Below are 16956 nucleotides of genomic sequence, written 5' to 3'. Positions count from 1 at the left end.
GCGCTGCCCAGCGCGACGACCGTCACGGAGACGACGAGCAGCACCACCTGGCCCTTGAGCTCGCGCGCCGCGGTGAGGCCCACCGCGAGGCTCAAGCAGACGTACTCCAGCGCCGCGGCCCCCATCAGCCAGACGAACAGCTCAAGATTTCCGGCATAGGCGGCCCCGTAGAAGAGCGTCAGCGCCCACCGGCCGAGCAGCGCCGACCCGGTGATGGCGCACAGGCCCACCCCCGCGGACGCCGCCGTGAAGCCCGCCAGCGCCCTGCCATAGCGGCGCGCCTCCCCCGCCGCGTGGTAGCGCCCCAGCCGGGGGCTCACCGCCTGCCCCAGCGAGTGCACCACCCGGCCGCCCAGCGCGGCGAAGTACGCGAGCGCGGCGTACATGCCCAGCTCCGCCTGGCCCGCGTGCGCCTCCAGGAGGTAGCGGGGGATGTTGGGCCGCAGGGCGCCCAGGAGCGCGGTGAGGCCCAGCACCCAGCCCAGGAGGAGGAGGGCCTTGAGCCGTGCGGCCTCCGTCCGCCAGGGCGTGCGCCACAGGGAGCTCCAGGGGCGCGCGCCGGGGAACTCGCGCCGGAGCGCCCGCGCGTCGAAGACCACGAGGACGATGGCCCAGGCGAAGGCCATGGCCGCCGCGCCGGCGATGGGGCTGTGCGTGAGCCACAGCGCCAGCGGCACCAGCACCACCGACAGCGCGCTCTTGGCGATGGTGGAGCGGGCGATGAGCCCCAGCCGCTCCGCCTTCTGGAGCGCGCCATAGAACACCTCGCTCACCGCCTCGAAGCCCTTGGCCAGCGCCACCAGCGCGATGACCCAGCCCGCGTGGGGGGAGTCCGCCATCACCGTGGCGATGGCGCAGCACACCGCCACGCCCGCGACGACGTTGAGGACCATCAGGCCCAGGTAGTGCTCGAAGCCGAAGGCGCCCTTCGCGTCCGTGGCCTGGAGCGTGCGCAGCTGCATGCGCGCCATCAGCAGCACCGGGGCGGTGATGGCCAGGGCGAGCGCGAGCTGGCCCACCTCCTCCATGGTGGCCAGCCGCGCGAAGGCCACCAGGACGCCCCACTGCGCGAGGGCGTAGACGAGCCCGGCGGAGAGCGACCAGATGAAGTTGCCCCCCACCGAGCGCCCCGTCATGACCGGGCCGCCGCGCGCTGCAATACCTCCGACAGCCGCTTCGCGGCGATGTCCGCGGAGTAGCGCTCGCGGCCCAGCTTCCCGGCCAGCTCGCCGGCCTCCGCCAGCCAGCGCGGGTCGCGCAGCCGTTTGGCCAGCATGGCCGCCGCGGCGGGGACGTCCTTGGGTGGCAGCCGGACGCCGAAGGGCTCCCGGTCCAGCAGCTCCGCCTGCCAGCCGCCGTAGTTGAGCGCCAGCGGCCGGCCCGCCGCGAGCGCGTCGAAGAACTTGTTGGCGGAGTTGTCCTGCATGCCCGGCACGTCCGTGAAGAGCGACGTGGCGATGGTGGCCGCGCTCAGCACCGCGGGCACCTGCGCCTTGGGCACGCTGGGCAGGAAGAAGAGGTTCTCCCCCTTCACGCCCAGCCGCTCCGCCAGCGCGTGCAGCATGGCCTCCTCGCGGCCCTGGCCCATGATGACGAAGCGGACCTCCGGGTCCACCTTCCGCATCTCCGCGGCCACGCGCACCAGGTACTCCACGCCGTTCACCAGCCCCAGCGTGCCCGCGTACAGCACCATGGGCCGGTCCCCCAGCCACGCGTACTTCTGCCGGAACTCCTGGCCCGCGGACGCCGGCACCGCGAAGCGCTCCGGGTCGCAGAGGTTGGGGATGATGGTGATCTTCTCCGGCGGCACGCCCGCCGCCTCCACGCCCGCCTTCATGCCCGGCGACAGCGCGACGATGTGCTCCGCGCCCGCGTAGGCGGCCTTCTCCAACAGCTGCGCGGCCATGATGGCGGAGCGGCTCTTGAGCGCGCCCACCGCGATGGGGATGGCGGGCCACAGGTCGCGCACCTCGAAGACCATGGGCCGCTTGTTCCACTTCGACGCGGCGATGCCAGGCACCGCGATGGTGAGCGGCGTGCTGGTGGCGAAGAAGACGTCCGCGGGCAGCTGCGCGGCGCGGCGCGTGGAGTTGACCGCGAAGTGGCTGAAGGCCCGGATGCGGTCCGGGTAGCTCATGGCGTTGCTGTAGGGGACCGGCAGCCAGTGCACCTGGATGCCGCTCTCGTTGGACTCGCGCCAGCCCTTGCCCGTGCCGGCGTCCACGCGGGTGTCGGAGGTCACCATGTGGACCTCGTGGCCCATGGAGACCAGGCGCCGCGCGAGTTCGTAGGAGCGCGTGCCCCCGTGCATGGTGGGGGTGTTGAAGTACTGGTGCAGGTAGACGATGCGCATGTCAGACGGCTCCTGTGAATGAGGGCTGGGAAAGGGCTTGGGGTGGGGGAGGGCCCACGTGCGCGGGCTTCCGCCCGGGGACCGCGGTCGCGGAGGCCATCACCATCAAGAGGTACAAGGCCCGGCTGTCGTAGAGGTCGCCGCTGGCCTGGCTGCCCAGGAGCACCAGCACCGCCGCGCCCACGGTGGCGCCGTCCAGGCCCTGGCGCCTCAGGAGCGCCGAGCGCACGAAGGTGGCGATGACGGTCGCGAGCAGGAGCAGCCCCACGACACCGCCCTCGCAGAAGACCTCCAGGAAGAGGTTGTGCGGGTAGACCCCCAGGCGCAGCGCGGGGAACGCCGCGAGGCCCGCCCCCGCCACCGGGTGGTCCTTTCCCAGCTGGAGGGCCCTGGCGTAGAGGATCTCCCGCCCGGACAGGTACACCGTGTTGTCCTTGCCGCTGGCGCCGCCCGCCCCCGACTCGTAGTTGAGGGTGAGGCGCAAGAAGCGCTCCTGCACGGAGTTGCTCAGCGCCTCCCCCAGCGGGGAGAACAGGACCACCGCGGTGATGGCGGCGGTCGCCAGCAGCAGCAGCAGCAGCAGCCGGCGCAGCGGCACGCGCCCCACCACGAGGCAGGTGGTGATGCCCGCGACGATGGCGGCGGACCCGCCGCGCGAGCCCGTGAGCAGCGCCAGCACGACGCCGGTGGCGGCCACCGGAATCCACAGCCACGCCTGGCCCCTCCAGTACCAGAAGTAGAGCGCTCCGATGGCGAGCAGCCCCATGAGCCGCGCGAGGATGTTGGGCCCGCCGCCCATCACCGCCAGCCGCGCGCTCCCGCCGCCCCCCAGCAGTTGCTTGACGGCGGTGAGCGCGAGCAGCCCCGTGGCCACGACGACGGCGGCCCAGAACGCGTCCAGCACCCGGGGCGCGGGCTGGCGGAGCGCGGCCAGCGCGAAGCCCACGCACATCAGCCCCACCAGCAGGATGTCTGCGACCTTGGTCAGGGAGAAGCGCGGGTCGGGCGTCCAGGCGATGCTGGCGCACATGTAGCCCAGGAAGCCCAGCAGGGCCGCGATGAGCGGCGGGTCGAAGCGCGCCTCGCCGGGGCGCGCGTCGCGCCGGGCGCGGTGCAGCATCCCCACGGAGGCAAGCAGCACCCCGCACAGGACGATCCAGAGCCGCAGCTCCTGGACCAGGTTCGTGTCCACCTCCTCGTTGACCGCGAGGCCCAGCCGGTGGAAGCCCCAGCGGCCCGCGAGCACGTAGAGCGCCGCGATGAAGCCCAGTCCTGTGCAGCTCATCCAGCTCACGATGCAGCCTCCCGGTGGGTCTTCAGCTCGCGGACGGGTATTCGTATTGGTAGACGCCGCTCACCTCGCGGCCCGCCCGGGAGCGCGGCACGCCGTTGAGGACCACGCCCCGGGCCGGGACGCCGCTCTGCTCCAGCTGGTGCAGCGCGGTGGCCACCTCGCGCAGGGACTGGGTGGCCGCGCGCACCACGGCGAGCCGCACGCCCGCGTGCCGGCCCACGAGCGCCGCGTCCGTCACCGCGAGGATGCAGGGCGTGTCGAAGAGGACGACGTCGTACTCGGCCGCCACGCGCGCCACGAACGTGTCGAACGCCGCGCTGGCCAACAGCTCCGCCGGGTCTGGCGGGAGCGCGCCCGCGCCCAGGAAGGACAGGCCGGGCGCGGCGTCCTGGAGCAGGGCCTGCTCCAGCGTCGCGGTGCCCCGCAGCACCTCATGGAGGCCGGGGAGGTGCGCCTCGCGGAAGCACCGGTGCAGCCAGCCGCCGCGCAGGTTCGCGTCCACCAGCAGCACGCGCTGGCCCGTCTCCGCCAGCACCCACGCCAGGTTGAGGGCGACGAAGGACGTCCCGGCGCCGGGGCTCGTCCCGGTGACGGCGACGACGTGGCTGCCCGCCTCCTTCATGGCCCGCTGGAGCCGGGTCCTCAGGCCGCGCACGCATTCCACGGTGACGTCCCGGGGGACGCTGCGCGCCAGGATGATGGACGGGCCGCGGGGGGACATGGCGCGGCGCGGGCCGGTGGGGACGCTGGCCAGGACGGGCACCGCGAGCGCGGACTCCAGGGCCGCGGGGTCGGTGACGCCCGGGTGCAGCGACTTGCGCGCGAAGGCCAGCGCGACGCCGGACACCAGCCCCAGCACCACGCTGACCGCGAACACGTCCGGCTTCAGGGGGCGCACGGGCAGGCGCGTCACCACGGGCGCGTCGATGAGGCGCGCGTTGGTGATGGGGCTCGACTTGAGCACCCGGTACTCCTGGGCCTTGTTGTTCAGCAGGATGTAGAGCTCGTTGGCCACCTTCACGTCGCGCGTGAGCTGGGCGGACACCCGCTCCGCGTCCGGGATGCTCTTGAGCCGGGTGCCCAGCGCGCTCTGCTCCGTGCGCAGGCGCGCCATCTTGCGCTCCGTGGCCATGATCAGCGGGTGGTGCTCGGTGAAGCGCTGGCGCAATTCCGAGCGCTCCAGCGCGAGGGTGGAGAGGTCCTTGTCCAGGTCCACGCTCCGGTTGAGGACGGCCTGCGTCTCCATCCCCAGGTCCACGCCGCCCTTGCCGGCGCGGTAGTCGCGCAGCGCGGCCTCCGCCTGCTCCAGGCCCTGGCGCAGGCCGGGCAGCTGGCTGTCCAGGAACGACAGCGTGCGGCCCGCCTCCTCGCTGCGGCGCTCCACGTTGGAGCGCACGTACGTGTCCGCGATGGCCTGGAGCGTGGTGGTGGCCAGCACCGGGTCCGGCCCGTCCAGGGTCAGGTTGAGCACGCCCGTGCCGGCGCCCTTCTCCCCCATGCGCAGCGAGCGCTGCAGGTCCTCCACCACCGCGAGCTTCGAGCGGCGCATCACCTGGAAGCGCGTCCCCGGCCGGGCGTGCAGCTCCGTGACGAACAGCTCCACCTCGTGCGCCGCGCCCGCTTCCGTCTGGGCGCCGGTGCCCACGGCGCCGTGGAGCACGACCTGCCCTCCGGGCCCCCACAGCGAGTAGGCGCCGTCCGCGTCCGCCACGAGCGTGAGCGGCAGGTCCTCCCACTCCGTGGGCACGTTCAGCCGCTCCACCTGGAGCTTCTCTCCACCCCAGGCGTACGAGGCCCCGCCCCACCACGGCACCGCCGCCAGGTCCGGCCCCGGGTGCGCCCGGGCATGGGCCGCGCCCACCACCGGGAAGTAGTGGGGCTCCACGCTCACGCCCAGGTGCAGCGCGTCCGCCACGCGCCCCAGCAAGGCCCGGGAGCCCAGGACCTCCATCTCCGGGGCCGCCATGCTGGGCGCGTCTGGAATCAGCTCGTCCAGCTGGCCCAGGCTGCTGCTCTTCTGCTCGATGCGCAGGATGGCATTGGCCCGGTACACCGGCGCCGTGATGAGCAGATACAGCCCGCCCAGGGCCAGGGCCAGGGCGATGGACGCCGCGATGGTGCCGCGGCGCTCCCCCAGGATGGCCAGATATCGACTCAATCCCAGCTCATCATCCTGCATGCCGGGGCCTGGGCGGGGCGGCGTCACGCGTTCGGGGGTGCTCGTCATGGGTTGTTGATGATGATGGTTCTGTCTCCGATATCCACTGCCTGCCAGAGCAGCTGAACTGTTGGCTGGATTTGCTGGATGATGCGATTCCAGCTCGTCAGGTCGTGCGCGGAAACGAACACCACGTCACGCGGTTGTAATTGGAAGTGCGTCGCGAGCAGCAGCGCGTCCGGCGAACTCGCGTCCAGCTTGAAGATGGAGGGCCGCTCGAAGCTGCCGCGGATGACATACACGCGGCCGGGGTTGGACGTGAGCGGGTCGAAGCCCTCGCTGTCGCCAATGGCCTCCGCCAGCGTCATCCGTCCCTTCACCATCACGCGCGAGGAGGGTTTGCGGACCTCCCCCAGCACGAAGACCTTGTTGCGGCTGCGGTCCGCCACGTTGACGATGTCGCCGTCCTGGAGGAGCCAGTTCTGGCTCACGTCCCCCTGTTCGTAGAGGGCCTGCAAGTCCAGCGTGAAGGTGGTGCCGCCCCGGCTGAGCGTGACGGTTCTCAGGTCCGCCTCCGTGGAGAAGCCCTTCGCCTGGGCGATGGCGTCCTGCACGCGCAGGGGCACGTCGGTGACGGGAAGGGTGCCCGGCGCCACCACCTCTCCCGTCACCTGCACCTTCTGGCCCCGGAAGCCCACCACGCGCACATCCAGCTGGGGCTTTTCGATGACGCTCGCCAGCCGCTGGGTGAGCAGCTCGCGGATCTCCCGCAGCGTCCTGCCCGCGACGGGGATGTTGCCCACGTGGGGGTAGAACATCGTCCCGTCCGCCGACACGGGGTGGCCGGTGGCCTCCGCGGAGCGGAACTCCCCGGCGGGGATGGTGAGCTCCGGGTGGTCCCAGACGATGACGCTCAGCACGTCGTGCGCCGTCACCCGGTAGTCATAGTCCGTGGCCACCTGCGCCAGCGGATCCACCTGGGGCGTGGGCCGCGGCTGTCTGCGCGCCGCCTGCTGGTGGCTGATGAGGGACGCGTCGATGGGGATGATTTCATAGGCGCCGTCCGTGCCGGCATCCGCCATACCGGCGTAGCGCTCACGGAAGGCATCCTCGTCCATGTGCATGCCTGGGCCCCAGGCGCATGCGCTCATGCAAAACACCGCGGCCAATAGCAGGACGTGTTTCATAGGACAGGGAATCTTCCGGATGAAACCTTTAAGCGTAAGCCCCGGACAAAGCCAAATGTCTGGAAAGCGCTAGGCCCCGCTGGCGACGCGACACATGTCCTGCCCTGGGGGGCTGGAAGGGAGCGAAGCGCTGGAATCAGGACATCCGTCCGCACCCCGGGGGGCGATGACGGACCCGGGGATCATCCCCATACCCTCTGGCTGTTTCGGGGGAACCCTCATGAACCCAGCGACACCGTGGAGAGCCGTCCTCGTGCCTGACGGCGGCCAGCGAGCCGTCTCGGCTGACTACTTCCGCTCCGAGCAGCACCTGCGCGCCGAAGGGGTGACGCACAGCCTCATCGTGGAGGACGGCGGGGGGCGGGCGCTGCGGGTGCCGCTCATCGTGCGGCCCATTGAAGGGACGTGCTACCGGGACGCGATGTCGCCGTATGGGTTTCCGGGGGCGGAGCTGAACGGGCTGTCCGAGGTGCCGGTGGACGCCATTGACTGGCGGGGCACGGAGCTGGTCAGCATCTTCCTGCGCGACCGCATTGGCGGGCCGTACTGCTTCGCGGGCGGGCGGCTGCGCACGGAGGTGTGCCTCATTGACCCGAGGCTGCCGGTGAAGTTCCACGGCGACCACGGCGCGGACATCCGCCGCAACGCCCGGCGCGGCTACGTCAGCGCGGCCGTGCCGGTGAAGGACTCCACCCCGGAGCAGCGGGAAGCGCTCAAGTCCGTCTACCGCCAGACCCTGGCCCGCGACGGGGCCGGGGCGCGGTACTCCTTCAGCGACGCGTGGTTCGAGGAGGCCTTCACCTGTCCCTTCGCGTGGCTGGTGACGACGCGCGCGCCGGACGGGGCGGTGGCCTCCTCCGCGCTGGTGGTGCTGAGCGACGGCCTGCTGCACCACTTCCTTGGCGGCACGGCGGACGCGTACCTCGTGCACTCGCCGGAGAAGAACGAGTTCCCGGTGATGGTGGAGCTGGCGGAGAAGCTGGAGGCCTCCGTCCACCTGGGCGGCGGAGTCCAGCCAGGGGATGGCATCGAGCGGTTCAAGCGCGGCTTCGCCAACGCGATGTCCCAGTTCTACACGCACGACCTCATCTGTGATCCCGAGGCGTACGCGCAGCTGTCCCAGGGGCACGCGAGCGGGGACTTCTTCCCCGCCTACCGCGCGCCCCATTCCTGACGTTCCTGTGCCGTTGGTGGAGGGGTTTCCATGGTCCTGTCACTTCCCCAGCTCCGCGATGTCGCGGACGCCCGCTTCACATGTCTGACGGAGCGGGAGCTCGCCGAGCGCCGGCGAGAAGAGGGCGTTCGCGTCATCTCCCACCGGGGGCACTACTGGGAGCAGTCCGGCGCCCCCGGCTTCTTCCAGCCCGTGCACCTGCTGGCGCGGCTGACGCCGGAGGAAGCCACGCCGCCCACGCCGCTGTCCTGGGGCTACCGGGCGGCCCTGACGCCGGAGACGGCGAGCGCGGCCACGGGCCAGGTCCCGGTGGTGCGGCTGAAGGACCTGGACACCTATGACACCGGCCGCCTGAACTCGAACCGGCGCAGCAAGCTGCGCAAGTGCCAGCGCACGGTGCGCATCGTCCAGCTCACGGGGCCGTCGCTGCTCCTGGAGCAGGGCTACACGGTGGTGCGGGACGCGCTGACGCGCACGCAGCACAAGAAGATTCCCACGCTGGACGAGTACCTCAAGGGCCTGCGGCAGTACTTCACGTCGGACCACTGGTGCGTGCTGGCGGGGATGGTGGACGACAAGCTGGGCGGCTACCTGGATGGCTACATCGTGGACGGCGTCGCGTATGGCTTCAGCGCCTACTACGCGACGTGGGCGCTGCCGACGAACATCTCCACCGGCCTCATCTACGAGTTCGCGCAGGTCTGCCGCCGGCTGGGGGCCCGGACGCTGGTGGGCGGACTGCACGCCCGCGAGGCCGCCCAGCTGGAGCAGTTCAAGGACGAGCTGGGCTTCGTCGTGGATCCGGTGCCCATCCATTGGGGCATGAACCCGCTGGCGCGCGCCTTCATCCGCTGGCGCCGCCCGCACGCGTACTACCGGCTGACGGGTCAGGCCTGAGACGAAACGACGGGCCCGGAAGGGGAAGCTTCCGGGCCCTTTCCGCCTCGTGGGGGTGGACTACGGCGTCATCACGACCTTGATGCAGCCGTCTTCCTTGTCGCGGAACTTCTTGTACAGGGTGGGGGCGTCAGCCAACCGGGCGCGGTGGGTGATGAGGCGCGTCGGGTCGATGGCGCCGGACTGGATCTTCTCCAGCAGCGGCCGCGTGTAGCGGTGCGTGTGCGTCTGGCCCGTCTTCATGGTCAGGCCCTTGTTGACGAAGGAGCCCATGGGGACCTTGTCCAGGAAGCCGATGTAGACGCCGGGTACGGACACGGTGCCGCCCTTGCGGCAGCAGTGGATGGCCTGGCGCAGCGCGTGCGGCCGGTCCGTGGCCAGCTTCACCGCGGCCTTCGCCTTGTCGATGACGGCGTCCAGGCTGCCGGTGCCGTGCGCCTCCGCGCCCACGGAGTCGATGCAGCGGTCCGGCCCGCGGCCCTGGGTCATCTCCTTGAGGGTCTCGTAGACGTCCTGCTTCGTGAAGTCGATGGTCTCCGCCTTGCCCCAGGACTTCGCGAGCGCCAGGCGCTCCGGCACGTGGTCGATGGCGATGACCCGGCCCGCGCCGAACATCCACGCGCTCTGGATGGCGAACTGGCCCACCGGGCCGCAGCCCCACACCGCCACGGTGTCGCCCTTCTCCATCTCGGTGTTCTCCGCCGCCATGTAGCCGGTGGGGAAGATGTCGGTGAGGAAGAGCACCTGGTCCTCGGTGAGCCCCTCCGGAATCTTGAGGGGGCCGACGTCCGCGTAAGGCACGCGCACGTACTCCGCCTGACCGCCGGAGAAGCCGCCCAGCATGTGCGAGTAGCCGAAGAGGCCCGAGGGCGAATAGCCCATCACCTTCGCGGCCATCTCCGCGTTGCGGTTGGAGCGGTCACACAGGGAGAAGAGGGTCTTCTGGCAGAAGAAGCACTCGCCGCACGCGATGTTGAAGGGGACGATGACCCGGTCGCCCTTCTTGAGCTTGGTGACGCTGGCGCCGGTCTCCACCACCTCGCCCATGAACTCGTGGCCCAGCACGTCCCCGCTCTTCATGGTCGGCATGTAGCCGTCCAGCAGGTGCAGGTCGGAGCCGCAGATGGCGGTGCGGGTGACGCGGATGATGGCGTCGCGCGGATCCTCGATCTTCGGGTCGGGCGCGGACTCGTAGCGGACATCGCCGTGGCCGTGCCAGCAGATGGCTTTCATCGAATGTGGCTCCTTCGGTAGGAAAGGCGTTTGGGCAAAGCTGGGGACTTGCAACGCCCACGGCCAACGGCCCCGGGTTGCCGCTGCCCGGCTGGCTGGCGCTCGGAAGAGGAAGGGGAGCGTGCCCGCTTGGGGGAAGCGCCCCTGTTGAAAGGGGGCGGAATCGAAGTCCGGGGATGCAATGGGACCCGGGGCCGATGCAAAAAGGGGTGTGACCCCCGCACCCGTCCTCGACTTCGGCCGTTATCTGGGCACGCCGCTCCATCGCGTGGAGGTGGCGGGGCTCGTCCTCACGGAAAGCACGTACGCGCCCGGGGTCCGGCTGCCGTCACACCTGCACCGGCACGCGGGCTTCCGGCTCACGCTGGAGGGGGGCTTCACGGATGTGGTGGAAGGCCGCGCGCGGGAGTGCACCGCCCGGTCGGTCGCCTTCCAGGCACCCGGGCTGGAACACGCGCAGCGCATCCGGGACGTGCGCACGCGCACCTTCAACATCGACTTCTCGGAAGGGGCCTGGCGGTCGCGGGGCGCGCTCGCCGCGGGGTTGGATCCGCGGGTGGACCTGGCATCGGTGCGGCTGGCCACGCTGGGGGCGCGCGTGTACCAGGAGTTCCGGCGCACGGATGACGTGGCGGCGCTGGCCATCGAAGGCCTGTCGCTGGAGCTGTTGGCGGAGGCGGTGCGCGCGTCGGCGCCGGTGCGGGACGCCGGCCCTCCGGCGTGGCTGGGACGTGTCCGGGAGCTGCTGGACGCGGTGCGGGGACCTCCGCCCACGCTCGCGGCGCTGGCGCGGGAGGCGGGCGTGAGTCCCCTGCGGTTGGGGCGGGCCTTCCGTCAGGCCTGGCGGTGCAGCCCGGCGGAGTACCTGCGGCGCTCCCGGCTGGAGCGGGCGGCCCGGACGCTGCGCGAGACGCAGCGCCCCCTGGGCGACATCGCGCTCGACGCGGGCTACTGCGACCAGAGCCACCTGACACGCGAGTTCCGCCGGCGCCTGCACCTCACCCCGGCGGAGTACCGGCGGCTGGCGGGACGTGCATCCGGTTCCACGCGGTAGGTTCCGTCCAAGACTGTGGTGGGCGGGCGGTCCTAGCTTCCGGGGCATGAACCTGGAATCACCTTCCTTCCTCCGCGCCGTGGCCCTGTTCGCGGCGCTGCTGTGGACCGCCTGCGCGGGCTCGAGGCCTGTCCCTGCCGCTCCGGAACGAGCCGTGCACCGCGTGGACTCCGGGCGCACGCACTGGGTGCTGCGGCCATCCGAGGCGTACGACGCGCTCTGCCTGTTGAACCTGCTGCGGGGGGACGCGTTCTACACGCGCTTCTACCCGGCGGAGTTCCAGCGCTTCTCCGCGCTGCTGGGCGCGCGGGAGCAGGCCGCGCTCGCGCACCTCACGGAGCGGATGGGGAAGCAGGGCGGGAAGATGGTGGGGCCGTTCCTGACGCTGGTCTTCTCCGTGACGGGGGCCACCACGGTGGAGGACCTGGCGGCGACGGTGGCGGACGATGCCGCGTGGGGCCGGATGCGCGCGGACTTCCTGGCCACGTCCTACGGGCGCGAGGACGGCTTCGCCCAGATGGAGGACGTGCGGCGGGACCTGGGCGTCCTGCTGGCGTTCCTCAAGCGCGTGGAGTTCCCACGCATCTGGCGGGCGGAGTACCTGCCCCAGGTGGAGGGGGCCATCGCGGGGCTGGCGGCGAAGGTGGCGCCGTACGACGTGGTGGGCTGGGACGAGGCGGTGCTGGGCAGGAGCCTCGACGTGGCGGCCTTGAACGCGCACGTCCTGAAGTTCGCGAAGCCGCACGGCATCCGGGTGACGGGGTGGAACTTCCTCACGGACGCGACCTATCCGGCGGACGTCACGGTGAAGACGGCGGTGCATGAAATGCTGCACCCCCCGTTCGCGAGGGAGGGCGTGCTGGACGCGAAGCTGACGGCGCTGGAGTCAGACCCCTACTTCCAGCGGCTCGTGCGCGAGCATGACCCGGCGTTCGGCTACACCACGGCGCGCGGCCTGACGGAGGAGGACTGCGCGGAGGCCATCGACGTCTACGTCAGCGAGCGGGAAGGGCTGCTGCGAAACCGGGAGGGCCGGCCGCTCACGGGCGCGGAGTTCTTCCGCGCCCATGACGACGGCATTCACGTCCTGGCGTTCGTCCTCTACGAGGAACTGAAGCGCGCGGGCCCCTCACGCGGAGGCACCTACGAGGCCTTCCTGCTGGGACTGTTCGAGCAGGGCGTGCTCGAACCCGGCGGACTGGAGCGCCGCTTCCGCGCCTCGCCGGGGCACTACCCCGTGAAGGCGCTGGGCGAAGCGGCGGCTCCGTGACGGCCGGTCAGAAGCAGTCGCGCGCGTCGGTGAAGGCCGGGCAGTACGTGTCCTGGCCGTTGCACGACACGCCGCCACACACCTTGGAGCTCAGCGGCTGGAGCGTGTGGGCGTTGAAGCCCGTGCAGCTCAGCAGCGTGCTGTTGGCCTCGCAGTAGAACGTCACGGTCTCGGGCGAGGGACAGTTCTTCCACTGGCCATCACACATCACCGCCTGGCCCTCCACGGCCTCGCAGTGGTTGCCCGAGCAGGAGACGGACGTTCCTCCAGGACACGACGCCGTGCAGACAGCCATGGCGGTGACCTCCGAGCCTTCTTGAGGCATTGCCTCCGCCTCTTCCATCGGGCCGCCACACGCCGCCGTCTGCATTCCCAGCACCGCCAGCGCAACGAACAGGAAACGCTTCATCACAGACTCCTCCGGGGTTTATTTGCAAAACCGACTCTACCGGAAGAGCCGTTGATTCACGGAGGGCTGTCCTGGGCGGTGCTCTTGTCCAAGCGCTCCTGGAGGGCCTTCCAGCCGCGGTTGCCCGCCTCGCGGGCGCGGTCGAGCGTCTCGCCCGCGCCCTGGGCCACCTGCTCCGGGGAGAGGCTCGCCGTGCGCTGGCGCACCCGGTCCATCCAGACCAGCGGGGCGTAGAGCTCTTTGGCCCGCTGCGGGCCCACGAGCACGGTGAGCACGTGCTCCAGGCCTCCCGCGCGCGCCAGCAGGGTCCGGCCCAGGAGCAGCGTCGCGCGGGTCTGCTGGAACAGCGGCAGGCTGTCTCCGTGCTTGCGCAGGGTCTCCGCGTTGTCGTGCACCTCGCGCCGCTCCGCCTCCTCCAGGTAGGGACTGGCCGCGAGCTTGTCCAGCGAGGCCGCGGCCTCCTCGTAGCGTCCGCGCCGCGTGTGGATGAAGGCCCAGCCCCACCACGTCAGCTCGTTCTCCACGCCCAGCGTCTGGAGCGAGCGCAGCCCCTGTTCGATGTCGTCCTCGGCGGCGCGCTCGCGCTTCAGGCCCATGCGGTTCCAGGCGCGCAGGAAGTGCCCGGCCGCGAGCACCACTTCCCGCGACTGCTCGGGCGTGCCCTGCTGGATGGCGGGGAAGGCTTGTGGCGGAAAGCGCTCCGTCTCGGTGATGAAGGCGGTCAGCTCCTCCTCGGCGGCGTAGTGGTAGCCCGCCTGGCAGAAGGCGGCGCCCCGGCTGGCCTGCACCGCGGCACGCAGGGGCGCGGGCCAGGTGGGGGAGGGCGTGGCGCGCGACAGCTCATAGAAGACGAGCTCCGTGGCGGGGATGCGGTCGGACTTCTCCGCGGCGTCCAGCGCCAGCAGGGCCGCGGCGAGGAAGGCGTGCTCCTGGCCCGCGTCGTAGGACGACAGGGGCATGGGCGCGCCAGGGGCTGCCCACCGGGTCCAGAGCAGGGGGAACTCGTCCTCGTCGCGCGTCTGGAGTGTCTTGCGTGCCTTGTAGAAGGCGATGCCCAGGTCCAGGTACGTGCGGGCCGCCGCGCGCGTCACCTCGTCGTTGAGGGGCTTGTCGGGCAGCGCGCGCGTCTCGGCCAGGGCCTTCCAGAGCTGGGCCACCTCCTCCGGAGCCCGCGGGTCATCCTCCGCGCGCACGGTGAGCTTGAGCGCGCGGTAGGGCACGAGCGCGACGGAATCACGCAGGCGCTCATCAATCTCCGCGCGCTCCTTCGCGGCGCGCTCAGCGTCTGTCTTCTGACAGCCGCCGCACGCGGTGAGTCCTACGAGGACGAGGGCGGCGATGCGGTGGCGCAACCCTCTGCGGGCGCAGGCGGAGTCCTTCATGCCCGCGCACGCTAGCACTGGCCGTCTCAAGGCCGGAGCCTGCCTCCCCGCAGGGCGTGCTAGCGGAGCTCGAGCAGCGCGGCGAAGAGGTCGCGCGGGTCCAACCCGGGCGGGAGGCCCGAGACGCCGCCGTCATTCACCTCCACCACCGCCCAGCCGCCGTCCTCCAGCATCGCCACGTCCAGCGTGAAGAACGGGGAGGGGATGCGACGGCCCAGCGGCTCGAAGGCGGAGAAGTCCGGCACCTCCACGTCGAACTCGTGGTACGGCTCCGCCGCGACCAGGCGGCCCTGCGCGAAGAACAGCCGGAACTCCAGGTGCGCGGGCCCCGCGGGCGTCCGCCCGTAGACCTTGAGCGGCAGGTAGCGGCGCACCACGAAGCCGCGCTCGAAGCGGTCGCCGCGCTCGTCGAGCAGGTTCTGGCAGATGCGCTCGAAGTCCTCGCGCGTGGCGTCCGCCGGAACGAAGCACGCCTCCGCCCAGCGCTCCTTCGCGGACTTCACGTGGTCCTTGAGGATGTAGGGCGGCGGGCCCAGCTTCCGTGCCGCCCGCCAGGCCTCCGCCGCGTCCGGCCCCTCCGTCCAGACCGAGCGCGCGGTGTAGCCCGCGAGCCGCGGGTACCAGTGGGGCAGGTAGTGCGCGGCGGCGTACTGCTCCGGCGCCGTCATCAGCCGGTGCCCCAACGCGCGCACGGCCTCGTCGAGCTCGCCGTACTCCTCCTCCGTGAGCATCCAGCCCCGGTACAGCAGCCGGAGGTGGCCGCGCTCGGGCACGCCCGTGAGGGCCCTCGCCGCGTTGCCCGACAAGAGGGCGGAGAGGTCCGCCTGATACGTGTCCACGCCCAGCGCTTCGGCCGCGTCGGCCTCCACGTCGAACGGATCCGGCTGGTGGGGGTTGCGCCCGAAGAGGATCGCCTTCGCGACAGGGGACGTGGGCATCCAGGTGGCCTTTCGTCAGGGGAGGAAGAGCGGCGGGCCTCCGCTGACGCGGGCACACGCGGGACCTGACACGGCCACGGCGGGCGCTTGAGAGGGCGGCCGCGGGCGGCATGTCTGGACGAAGGGGCCTTCCAGGGGGCGGACGCCCTCGCACGGTGACGCCTGACAGAACCGCTCCCGGAGGGCTTGCTTCACCGGGCGGCGGGCCCATAAAGCGCCACCCCATGTCGAACCCTTCCGAACTCCTCCGCGCGGAGCTGCGCCCCTATCTGCGGGGCTACCCGACGGCCTCCGTGTGCGCGGCGATGACGTGGCGGGGCGCGCTGCACGTCGAGGGCCTGCGAGGCAAGGGAACACCTCCGGCCACGGATGCGCTGTTCTCCCTGGGGTCGCTCACGGAGGTCTTCACGGCGGCGCTGCTGTCGGTGATGGCGGAGCGGGGCGACGTGCGGCTCGATGAGCCCCTGTCGAACCTGATTCCCCAGGCGCTGTTGAGCGACGAGGTCGCGCGGCGCATCACGCTGGAGCAGCTGGCGACGCACACCTCCGGGCTGCCGCACCTGCCGCCGAACCTGGACGCGGCGCCCCAGAATCCGGAGGACCCGTTCGGCCACTACTCCGCGGCCCTGTTCGGCGAGTTCCTCCGCAACTACCACCCAAGGCAGCCGCCGCCGCACCCGTCCTCCGAGTCCTTCCTGGGCATGGGCGTGCTCGGCCATGCGCTGTCCCGGCGCATGGCGCTGAACTACGGGCACCTGATGCGGGACGCGCTCTGCAAGCCCATGGGGCTCGTGGACACCACGGCGCGGGTGACGGAGGAGCTGGCCCCGCGTCTGTTGCAGGGCCACACCGCGCGAGGAAAGCCCGTGCCGCCCTGGACCTTCCCGGCGCTCCCGGGCGGAGGCGCGCTGCACTCCACGGTGGGGGACGTGATGCGCTTCCTGGAGACGAACCTGGGGCGAGGGGAGCCGTCCTTCACGAAGGCGCTCTTCCGGATGCAGGCGCCCCGGGTGAAGGCGGGACGCATCCAGCGCGGCCTGGGATGGAACGTGTCCCAGGTGCGCGGGAAGGACGTGGTGTGGCGCTCGTCGGTGATGGGCGGCTACGTGGGCTTCATGGGCCTCAGCGTCGCGGCGGACGCGGCCGTGGTCCTGCTCTCGGACCACGGCTGGTCGCTGTTCGCCGCGCTGCGAGGGCGCGTGCCCCTGGAGGCGCCGGGGCTCGCGCTGATGTCGCGGTTCCTGCCCTGAGGCACGCGCTCAGGGGATGGTGAAGCGGTACACCTGGAAGCCGCCCGAGGACGCCATCTCGAAGTCGCGCACGTTGCGGGGCGCGCCGTTCTCGCTGCGCTGGGCGAGCTTGAAGTCGCCGGTGCCGTTGCTGGCCTGGAAGCGGAACTCGTACGAGCCCGGTTCGGTGGGCAGCAGGGCCGCGGACATCTTGGTCACGGCGAGGTTGCCGAAGCCCGGAAGGGGCTCGCCTTCCGGACGGCGCACGGAGCCGATGGCGCGCAGGAAGGGCGAGCCGCCCGTGAGGATGAGGTACTGGGGGTCGGCGGTGCGCGCGGGCTTCGACGGGGCGGAAGGCGCGGGGGCGGGCTCCTCGGC

15 protein-coding genes are annotated in these 16956 nt (G+C 71.5%); 5 read left to right on the top strand and 10 right to left on the bottom strand.

The window, feature by feature from the left end:
• The 5 genes from D7W81_RS30430 to D7W81_RS30410 all read right to left on the bottom strand — a co-directional run.
• The coding region (locus tag D7W81_RS30430) for a lipopolysaccharide biosynthesis protein (protein WP_120558907.1) at nt 1–1136 on the bottom strand (1136 nt) is incomplete at its 3' end.
• Entirely contained in the window at nt 1133–2353 is a 1221-nt protein-coding gene (locus tag D7W81_RS30425) for a glycosyltransferase family 4 protein (protein ID WP_120558906.1), read from the bottom strand. The genes D7W81_RS30425 and D7W81_RS30430, both read right to left, overlap by 4 nt.
• Nucleotide 2354: 1 nt before the next feature.
• Nucleotides 2355–3638: an O-antigen ligase family protein gene (locus D7W81_RS30420; RefSeq protein ID WP_244227530.1), complete on the bottom strand. Its 1284-nt coding sequence runs from the start codon at nt 3636–3638 to the stop codon at nt 2355–2357.
• A 31-nt stretch (nt 3639–3669) separates the two neighbouring features.
• On the bottom strand, nt 3670–5805 hold the full coding sequence (locus D7W81_RS30415; RefSeq protein WP_244227529.1) for a polysaccharide biosynthesis tyrosine autokinase: 2136 nt from the start codon (nt 5803–5805) through the stop codon (nt 3670–3672).
• A 65-nt stretch (nt 5806–5870) separates the two neighbouring features.
• Nucleotides 5871–6992 carry a polysaccharide export protein gene (locus D7W81_RS30410; protein WP_120558903.1) on the bottom strand — a complete coding sequence of 374 codons (1122 nt, stop codon included), beginning with the start codon at nt 6990–6992 and terminating at the stop codon, nt 5871–5873.
• A gap of 253 nt (nt 6993–7245) precedes the next feature.
• Between D7W81_RS30410 and D7W81_RS30405 the strand changes: the two genes are divergently transcribed.
• Both D7W81_RS30405 and D7W81_RS30400 read left to right on the top strand, forming a co-directional pair.
• Nucleotides 7246–8166, top strand: coding sequence for a GNAT family N-acetyltransferase (locus D7W81_RS30405; protein WP_244227532.1), 921 nt, complete (start codon nt 7246–7248; stop codon nt 8164–8166).
• 30 nt (nt 8167–8196) lie between these two features.
• The gene (locus D7W81_RS30400; RefSeq protein ID WP_120558901.1) at nt 8197–9063 is read left to right on the top strand and encodes a hypothetical protein; all 867 of its coding nucleotides are present in this window, start codon (nt 8197–8199) and stop codon (nt 9061–9063) included.
• Nucleotides 9064–9123: 60 nt separating this feature from the next.
• Here the strand turns inward: D7W81_RS30400 and D7W81_RS30395 are convergent, their stop codons facing one another.
• Entirely contained in the window at nt 9124–10296 is a 1173-nt protein-coding gene (locus tag D7W81_RS30395) for a zinc-dependent alcohol dehydrogenase (RefSeq protein WP_120558900.1), read from the bottom strand.
• Nucleotides 10297–10507: 211 nt separating this feature from the next.
• Here D7W81_RS30395 and D7W81_RS30390 point away from each other — a divergent pair, with 211 nt between their 5' ends.
• On the top strand, nt 10508–11350 hold the full coding sequence (locus tag D7W81_RS30390; protein WP_244227526.1) for a helix-turn-helix transcriptional regulator: 843 nt from the start codon (nt 10508–10510) through the stop codon (nt 11348–11350).
• A 46-nt stretch (nt 11351–11396) separates the two neighbouring features.
• Nucleotides 11397–12620 carry a hypothetical protein gene (locus tag D7W81_RS30385; RefSeq protein WP_120558898.1) on the top strand — a complete coding sequence of 408 codons (1224 nt, stop codon included), beginning with the start codon at nt 11397–11399 and terminating at the stop codon, nt 12618–12620.
• A gap of 7 nt (nt 12621–12627) precedes the next feature.
• Here D7W81_RS30385 and D7W81_RS30380 read toward each other — a convergent pair whose 3' ends face one another.
• Genes D7W81_RS30380 through D7W81_RS30370 form a run of 3 tightly spaced genes read right to left on the bottom strand, consistent with a single transcriptional unit; the run spans nt 12628 to nt 15349 of the window.
• Nucleotides 12628–13029, bottom strand: coding sequence for a hypothetical protein (locus tag D7W81_RS30380; RefSeq protein WP_120558897.1), 402 nt, complete (start codon nt 13027–13029; stop codon nt 12628–12630).
• 56 nt (nt 13030–13085) lie between these two features.
• Nucleotides 13086–14411: a hypothetical protein gene (locus D7W81_RS30375; protein ID WP_208721507.1), complete on the bottom strand. Its 1326-nt coding sequence runs from the start codon at nt 14409–14411 to the stop codon at nt 13086–13088.
• A 59-nt stretch (nt 14412–14470) separates the two neighbouring features.
• Nucleotides 14471–15349: an ATP-grasp domain-containing protein gene (locus tag D7W81_RS30370; RefSeq protein ID WP_120558896.1), complete on the bottom strand. Its 879-nt coding sequence runs from the start codon at nt 15347–15349 to the stop codon at nt 14471–14473.
• 224 nt (nt 15350–15573) lie between these two features.
• On the opposite strand from D7W81_RS30370, the gene D7W81_RS30365 reads away from it, so the two are divergent.
• Nucleotides 15574–16599, top strand: a complete 1026-nt coding sequence (locus D7W81_RS30365; protein WP_120558895.1) for a serine hydrolase domain-containing protein — start codon at nt 15574–15576, stop codon at nt 16597–16599.
• 9 nt (nt 16600–16608) lie between these two features.
• On the opposite strand, the gene D7W81_RS42545 is transcribed toward D7W81_RS30365, so the two are convergent.
• Nucleotides 16609–16956, bottom strand: a 348-nt coding sequence (locus D7W81_RS42545; protein WP_167508119.1) for a hypothetical protein, incomplete at its 5' end; no start/stop codon positions are given.

This window comes from Corallococcus aberystwythensis (assembly GCF_003612165.1).
Taxonomy (GTDB): Bacteria; Myxococcota; Myxococcia; order Myxococcales; family Myxococcaceae; genus Corallococcus; species Corallococcus aberystwythensis.
This window is presented reverse-complemented; position numbering and strand designations above follow the sequence as displayed.